The organism is Clostridium sp., from assembly GCF_018372875.1.
Lineage (GTDB): Bacteria > Bacillota > Clostridia > Clostridiales > Clostridiaceae > Clostridium.
In genome coordinates this window covers 1-6,235 of the sequence record NZ_JAHAIF010000084.1, presented here as the reverse complement: position 1 = coordinate 6,235, position 6,235 = coordinate 1, and the positions used below count along the sequence as shown (strand labels likewise).

Annotated in this window: 5 protein-coding genes and 1 pseudogene; 4 read left to right on the top strand and 2 right to left on the bottom strand. The window is 27.1% G+C overall.

All coding sequences use genetic code 11. From position 1 onward, the window contains the following. Together KIB46_RS15950 and KIB46_RS15945 are read right to left on the bottom strand one after the other, a co-directional pair. A pseudogene (locus tag KIB46_RS15950) lies at positions 1–158 on the bottom strand (HNH endonuclease); the annotation flags it as partial. A 404-nt stretch (positions 159–562) separates the two neighbouring features. Continuing rightward, positions 563–2,488: a PTS sugar transporter subunit IIA gene (locus KIB46_RS15945; RefSeq protein WP_291673174.1), complete on the bottom strand. Its 1,926-nt coding sequence runs from the start codon at positions 2,486–2,488 to the stop codon at positions 563–565. A 184-nt stretch (positions 2,489–2,672) separates the two neighbouring features. On the opposite strand from KIB46_RS15945, the gene KIB46_RS15940 reads away from it, so the two are divergent. The 4 genes from KIB46_RS15940 to KIB46_RS15925 are packed head-to-tail and all read left to right on the top strand — an operon-like array spanning position 2,673 to position 6,059. After that, positions 2,673–2,984: a PTS sugar transporter subunit IIB gene (locus KIB46_RS15940; RefSeq protein WP_156560338.1), complete on the top strand. Its 312-nt coding sequence runs from the start codon at positions 2,673–2,675 to the stop codon at positions 2,982–2,984. Positions 2,985–3,039: 55 nt separating this feature from the next. Then, a complete protein-coding gene (locus KIB46_RS15935) occupies positions 3,040–4,290 on the top strand; it encodes a PTS transporter subunit EIIC (RefSeq protein ID WP_156560340.1) in 1,251 nt (416 codons plus the stop codon). Further along, the gene (locus KIB46_RS15930) at positions 4,283–4,630 is read left to right on the top strand and encodes a PTS lactose/cellobiose transporter subunit IIA (protein ID WP_156560342.1); all 348 of its coding nucleotides are present in this window, start codon (positions 4,283–4,285) and stop codon (positions 4,628–4,630) included. The genes KIB46_RS15935 and KIB46_RS15930 overlap by 8 nt, the downstream gene beginning before the upstream one ends. After that, entirely contained in the window at positions 4,623–6,059 is a 1,437-nt protein-coding gene (locus KIB46_RS15925) for a glycoside hydrolase family 1 protein (RefSeq protein ID WP_271821635.1), read from the top strand. The genes KIB46_RS15930 and KIB46_RS15925 overlap by 8 nt, the downstream gene beginning before the upstream one ends. Positions 6,060–6,235: the final 176 nt, after the last annotated feature.

Sequence of the window (6,235 nt, the reverse complement as noted above, 5' to 3'; positions counted from 1 at the left end):
TTTAAATCTATTTCAATAGAGTGATGGGGTCCGCTTTTACCACGATGGTGTTCGTTACAAAGGTATTTATAGTTAATTTCTATATCTAAACCGCCTTCAATTCTATGAGTTGTGAGGTGTATATCAGTTGGATTATTATATATTTCACAAAAGAACAATAACATATATCTTTATTTAATATGTACTTATTATATAATAAATTAAAAATAACTTTGGTGAATAATTCTGTTTAATAAAAAGTAGGAAGGAGAGAATATGTAGTTTCTACTTCCTAGATTTTGTGTATTATATTTATGTTAACATAGTAGGGATATTTTCTAGAACTATTAATCAACTTTTTTATTGTTAAGTTTTAATCTTAATATGGGGGAAATAATTAAGATGTGAAAATAATCATCGTTTGTGATAGCAAACTTGTCCCATATGTTAAACTAATTATCATAGACTCATTTTATAAATTACTTTTTTATTCAACTACTGTGTTATGCTAATATGAGTAACATATTTATTTTTATTATATTATGTAATAGAAAAAAGTAAACTTGACGTTGCCTAATATGTATTATTTGATGAATAATAAAACTTTATTTTTAAAATCTTCAAATGAGATTGAATTTTTTACTATTTGTACTATATCATCCTGGGTAAATAAATTTAATAGTGCTTCATATAAAAAGGCAAAATTCTTTTTATCTTCATTTTTTATACAAACCATTAAAACTATATGAACTAAGTTGTTTTTCCAATGTATACCTTCTTTTGATATTAATATATTTGTTCCGGTTCTCATAGTTTCAGTAAAAAATTGATGTGGAACAGAAACATTATTAAAAGCAGTAGAAGTTAGTTTTTCACGATTAATTATATGAGTTAAAAACTCATTTGGAGCATAATTTTTATCAATTAGATCTTTTGCTAAAAAATTAATTACATCATATTCATTCTTGTATGAACCATTATCTAAATGAAAAAGTTCTTTGTTGAAAAAATAATCAAATTGACTAATAAGGATTTGATTTAATCTTTTCTTCTTTATAGAATCAATTCCCTCATGAACCTTTAATTGATCTTCAGAATTAAAAAACGGAGATATAGAGACTATCTCCAATTTATTTGTATTCTTAAAGTGTGATAGAGGAAATGTAGTAATAACCAACTCTGCTGTGTCTGAGATGTTATGTATATATTCGTGAGAGTAAATTGAGTTAACTATATTTAAATTTTCATGGAAGTTCTTTAATATTTGTTTTTTCACATAGCTTTCTAACTCCAAATATTTTGGTAAAACCAATATAGTAGATATTTTTTCCCCATCAGACTTTTGTCTATTGATTTCTGCACCTATGTGAAGAGCGATGAATCCGATTTCATCTTCGGCGACAACTTCATTTTCAAAGAAATTATTTATATAAAGAGACACATAAGTTGAAATATCATAAATCATAGGAATCGTTTTCTTTATATGCTTTAAAATAGGATTCTTTTCTACTTTTCCATGTTGTATTCTAAAAATAAGTCTTTTAAGATGCAAGGAAAAAGGAGTAATAAATTCAGGCGTATTCAAATCTAATAGATAATTAACCTTAATTTCTTTAATGATTTCTTTCATCAAAGATAGTATTTCATTTCCAAGCATATCATTTGCTAAGTTTAAATTTAAATCAGAATTAATTTGAAGAAGTAGATAAGCTTCCTTTAAATTATCATTGTCTATATAAATGTTAAATGTATTGAATATTTCATTATGAAGTTTAGTTATTAGTGCATGATCGCATTCAAGTAAAAACTTACTATTATCAGAATTAACAGAAGAATCCATTTCTATATTGCCATCTTGAATTCTTTTAATTAATATGCAAAAGTGAAGAATTAAATTCATTTTTGTAAAATGGTTAATAGTAAAACCATTACTTTTAGAGAATGAATCTAAAAAATCTATAACTTTTATTACTAGTACAGAATTAAAATATTCATATAGATTTTCAATAGAAAAACTATTTATAGAAACTTCATCATATATGATTGTACTCATAAGCTTTCTTAAATCTCGTTCATTACCTTGGAGATAAAGTAGGTTGTTATTAGAAACAATCTTAATATTATACTTCTTGAGATAATTGTTTGTATAAGAAAGTACATTTCTAAAAGTAGAATAGCTTATAAATAATTCATCACTTAGGTCAAATATATTTATACTTTCTGTTGTGTGAGTTAAAAGTTTTTTTAAAACATAAGTACATCTAGATAAATTATCATCAGGAATATTTACATTAATTTTTTCAAAAAGTATATCAGTTTTTTGTTTATTTAACATATATCCACTTTTACTTGAAATAATAGCATTACTACTAGATATATGATTAATATCTTTAACATAGTTTTGAATAGTTCTTGTAGTAACTTTAAAGTGTTGAGCTAATTCTTTGCAAGAAATAGGAGAAGATTGTTGGTATAAATATTCAATAACATTAAGTAATTTATGATTCAAGTAATCACCCCAGTTCTCTATATTTAAAATAATAGTAGCAAGTTTAATATATTTTTTCAAATTTAAAATTTCGTACATTGGCGAAATAAGTTATTTCGTTAATGAAGGAAAATTAGTGAAAGATTAAATAGAAAATTTATAATATGATAATTATGAAAACGGAATCAATAAGGAGGAATATATTATGGAAATGAAAAGAATATTTTTATGTTGTGGAGCTGGTATGTCAAGTGGTTTTCTAGCACAAGCATTAAGAAAGGCTGCAAAAAAGAAAAAAGTCTTAATTGAAGTTTTAGCAACTGCAGAAAGTGAAGTTGATTCATATATAGCTAAAGTTGATATTTTATTAGTTGCGCCTCATATGAAGTATGTATTTGAAACATTAAGAGAGAAGGCCGAAGAAAATGGTGTAAAAATGGAAATTATACCAGAAGATATTTATGGAGAAATAGATGGAGAAGGTTTACTAGATTTTGTATTAGAAAAACTAAGTTAATTTTATGAATGTATAACAAACTTTACACTAACGAATATATGAAAGGGGTTTTTTTATGAAATCATTTATTAAATTTCTAGAAAATAATTTTGCGCCAAAAATGAACAAGTTTGCTGAGAATAAATGGATACAAATTATTTCTACAGGTATAATGCTTGTACTACCAACAATTTTTCTAGGATCAATAATATCTATATATAATATTCTTAGAGGGTATATACCAGTAATGCCTGATATTCAACCTATATATAACTTTAGTTTTGGATTATATTCACTAATACTTGCCTTTTTAGTAGGTTATCAAGGAATGGTAAAACTAGGGCATAAGGAATATCAAATTTGTTCTGGAATAATTGGATTGAGCACATTTTTAATGATGTTAAATCCAACTTTAGATAAGGGGACAATTTCTTTTGAATTTAGTCGTTTAGGGCCAAAAGGAATACTTATAGCCTTTTTAGCTGGATTATTAGCTTCAGTAATATTAAATATTTATGCAAAAATTAATCCATTTAAGAATGTTACATCAGTACCAGAATTTATTCTTAAATGGTTGAATCAAATAATACCAACTTTTTTTGCGCTATTTATAACTATGATAGTTGTACATACTTTAAAAATTGATATTTTTGTAGCTGTTACTAAATTGTTTGCTCCTATTAATCAATTTGGACAAACATTACCAGGTTTTATTTTAATATGTTTTACACCAGTTATACTATATTCTCTAGGAATAAGCAGCTGGTTACTATCACCTATATATACGCCAATTATGTTAGAAGGTATAACTGCAAATATTGAAGCACTAAATTCAGGATTACAGCCTATGAATATTGTTACACAAGAAACTATTTTTGTTGGTTTTGTTTGGATTGGAGGAATGGGTGCAACAATGTCCTTAGTATTATTAATGCTAAGAGCTAGGAGTAAGAAATTAAGAACAATGGGTAAGGTATTTTTAATTCCATCACTTTTCAATATAAATGAGCCTGTAATTTTTGGAGCTCCAGTAGCATTCAATCCTTATTTAATGCCACCTATGTGGATAAATGGAATTGTTGGACCTATAATTACATGGATATTTATGAAGGGCGGCCTAGTTAATATTCCTGCTAAGCTATTAACAGGGGTAAAGTTACCTATGCCAATTAGTTCGGTACTTGTTACTAGTGACTTAAGAGCAATTATATTATGGGCAGTTTTATTAGTTGTTTACACAATAGTATGGTATCCATTTTTTAAAGCATATGATAGTAGCTTATGCGCAGAAAAGAATAATACAAGAAAGGATGATATAAGTGGATAATAGATTAGAACAAGTTGCAATGAAAATAATTTTAAAAGCTGGAGATGCACGTGAGAATATAAAAGCTGCGATAAATTGTTTATCTAAAAATGATAAATTAGGGTATGAAAAAGAAATGAAAGAGGCAAAAGAAAACATACGTCAAGCACATGCATCTCAAACTCAAATAATTCAAGAGGAAGCCACAGGAGCAGCTATATCTCCAACATTGTTATTTATACATGCTCAGGATACTTTAATGACTATTATGTCAGAAAAAAACTTAGTTGAAAATATGTATATGTTATACAATAGTTTAGAAGAAAGAATTAATAAATTGGAGGGTAATAGTTGTGAATAAAAAAAAGGAAATGCCAGCAAAATTCTTGTGGGGGGCAGCAACAAGTGCTTTTCAAGTGGAAGGAGCAGCATTAGAAGATGGTAAAAAGTTATCTCAGATGGATGTTTTAAATGAGAATACAGGTTTTTCTGATGCTAGTATAGCTAGTGATGGTTATCATAGATATAAAGAAGATATAAAATTAATGAAAGAATGCGGTTTTACTGCTCATCGTTTTTCTATTGCATGGTCAAGAGTGTTTCCTAATGGAACAGGGGAAGTTAATTTAAAAGGAATAGAATTTTATGATAATTTTATTGATGAATTGATAAAAAATGGTATTGAACCTATTCCAACAATTTATCATTATGATATGCCAATGGCATTAGTAGAAAAGTACGATGGATGGATAAGTAGGCAGAGCGTAGAGGATTTTGTTTATTATGCAGAATTTATAATTAAGCGTTATAAAGATAAAATTAAGAACTGGATTACTATAAATGAGCAAAGTATTATAGTTGAGTTCTGGAAAAAGAAAAACTATATACCAGAAAAGTATCATAATAATCATCAAATAAAATTTCAAATAAATCATCATATGAACCTTGCTCATGCAAAAGCATGCCAGCTAGTACATAAATATGTTGAAGGGGGTAAAGCTGGTGCTGCTATTGGCTACTCACCAATCTATGCTTTAGATTCTTCTCCTAAAAATATGTTAGCAATGTTAAATGCTGAGGATTTAAAGAATCATTTCTTTTTAGACATATACTTTAAAGGAAGCTATCCAGTGGGGGCAATGAAATATTTAGAAGAACAAAATATAGCACCAAAAATAGAAGATGGAGATATGGATATTATTAAAGCTGGGTATTCTGATTTCTTAGGTGTAAACTATTATGCAAGTAAATGTGTAAAGTTCCCAAGTGAAGATAATAATTATTTAAGAGAAGCTAAAAGTAATTTAGAAGGAAAAAAAGGCGCTATGGGAGCATATGAAATGATGCCAGATTTTTACGAATATATTAAAAACCCTAATGCAGAAACTAATGATTGGGATTGGACTATTGATCCTAGTGGAATGGAATATTTGCTTAGAGATATTTATCAACGTTACAATATTCCAATAATAATAACTGAAAATGGCTTAGGAGCTTATGATAAGCTAGAAGAAGATGAAACTGTTCACGATGATTATAGAATTGATTATTGGACAAAGCATTTAAAATCAATTCATCGTGCTATTGAATTAGGGGTTGATATCTTTGGTTTCCTTCCATGGTCTTTTGTGGATGTTTTAAGTACAAGTAATGGATATAATAAAAGATATGGATTAGTTTATGTAAATAGAGAAGATAAAGAAATAAAGGATTTAAGAAGAATCAAAAAAGACAGTTTTTATTGGTATAAAAAAGTTATTGAAAGTAATGGAGCTTCTATTTTTGATTAATATAATTTGTATAATAGAATAAGTATTTATCCAAGAGGTATTGCACTAAGAGCTAGTGTAATACCTCTTTATAATTGTTTTTGTATTTAATAGATTTCTTCAAGTAGTTTTTGAATTTTTATATTTTCAATCATTTCTTCGGTATATAAAGTCCCACCCATGAGATATAATATAAT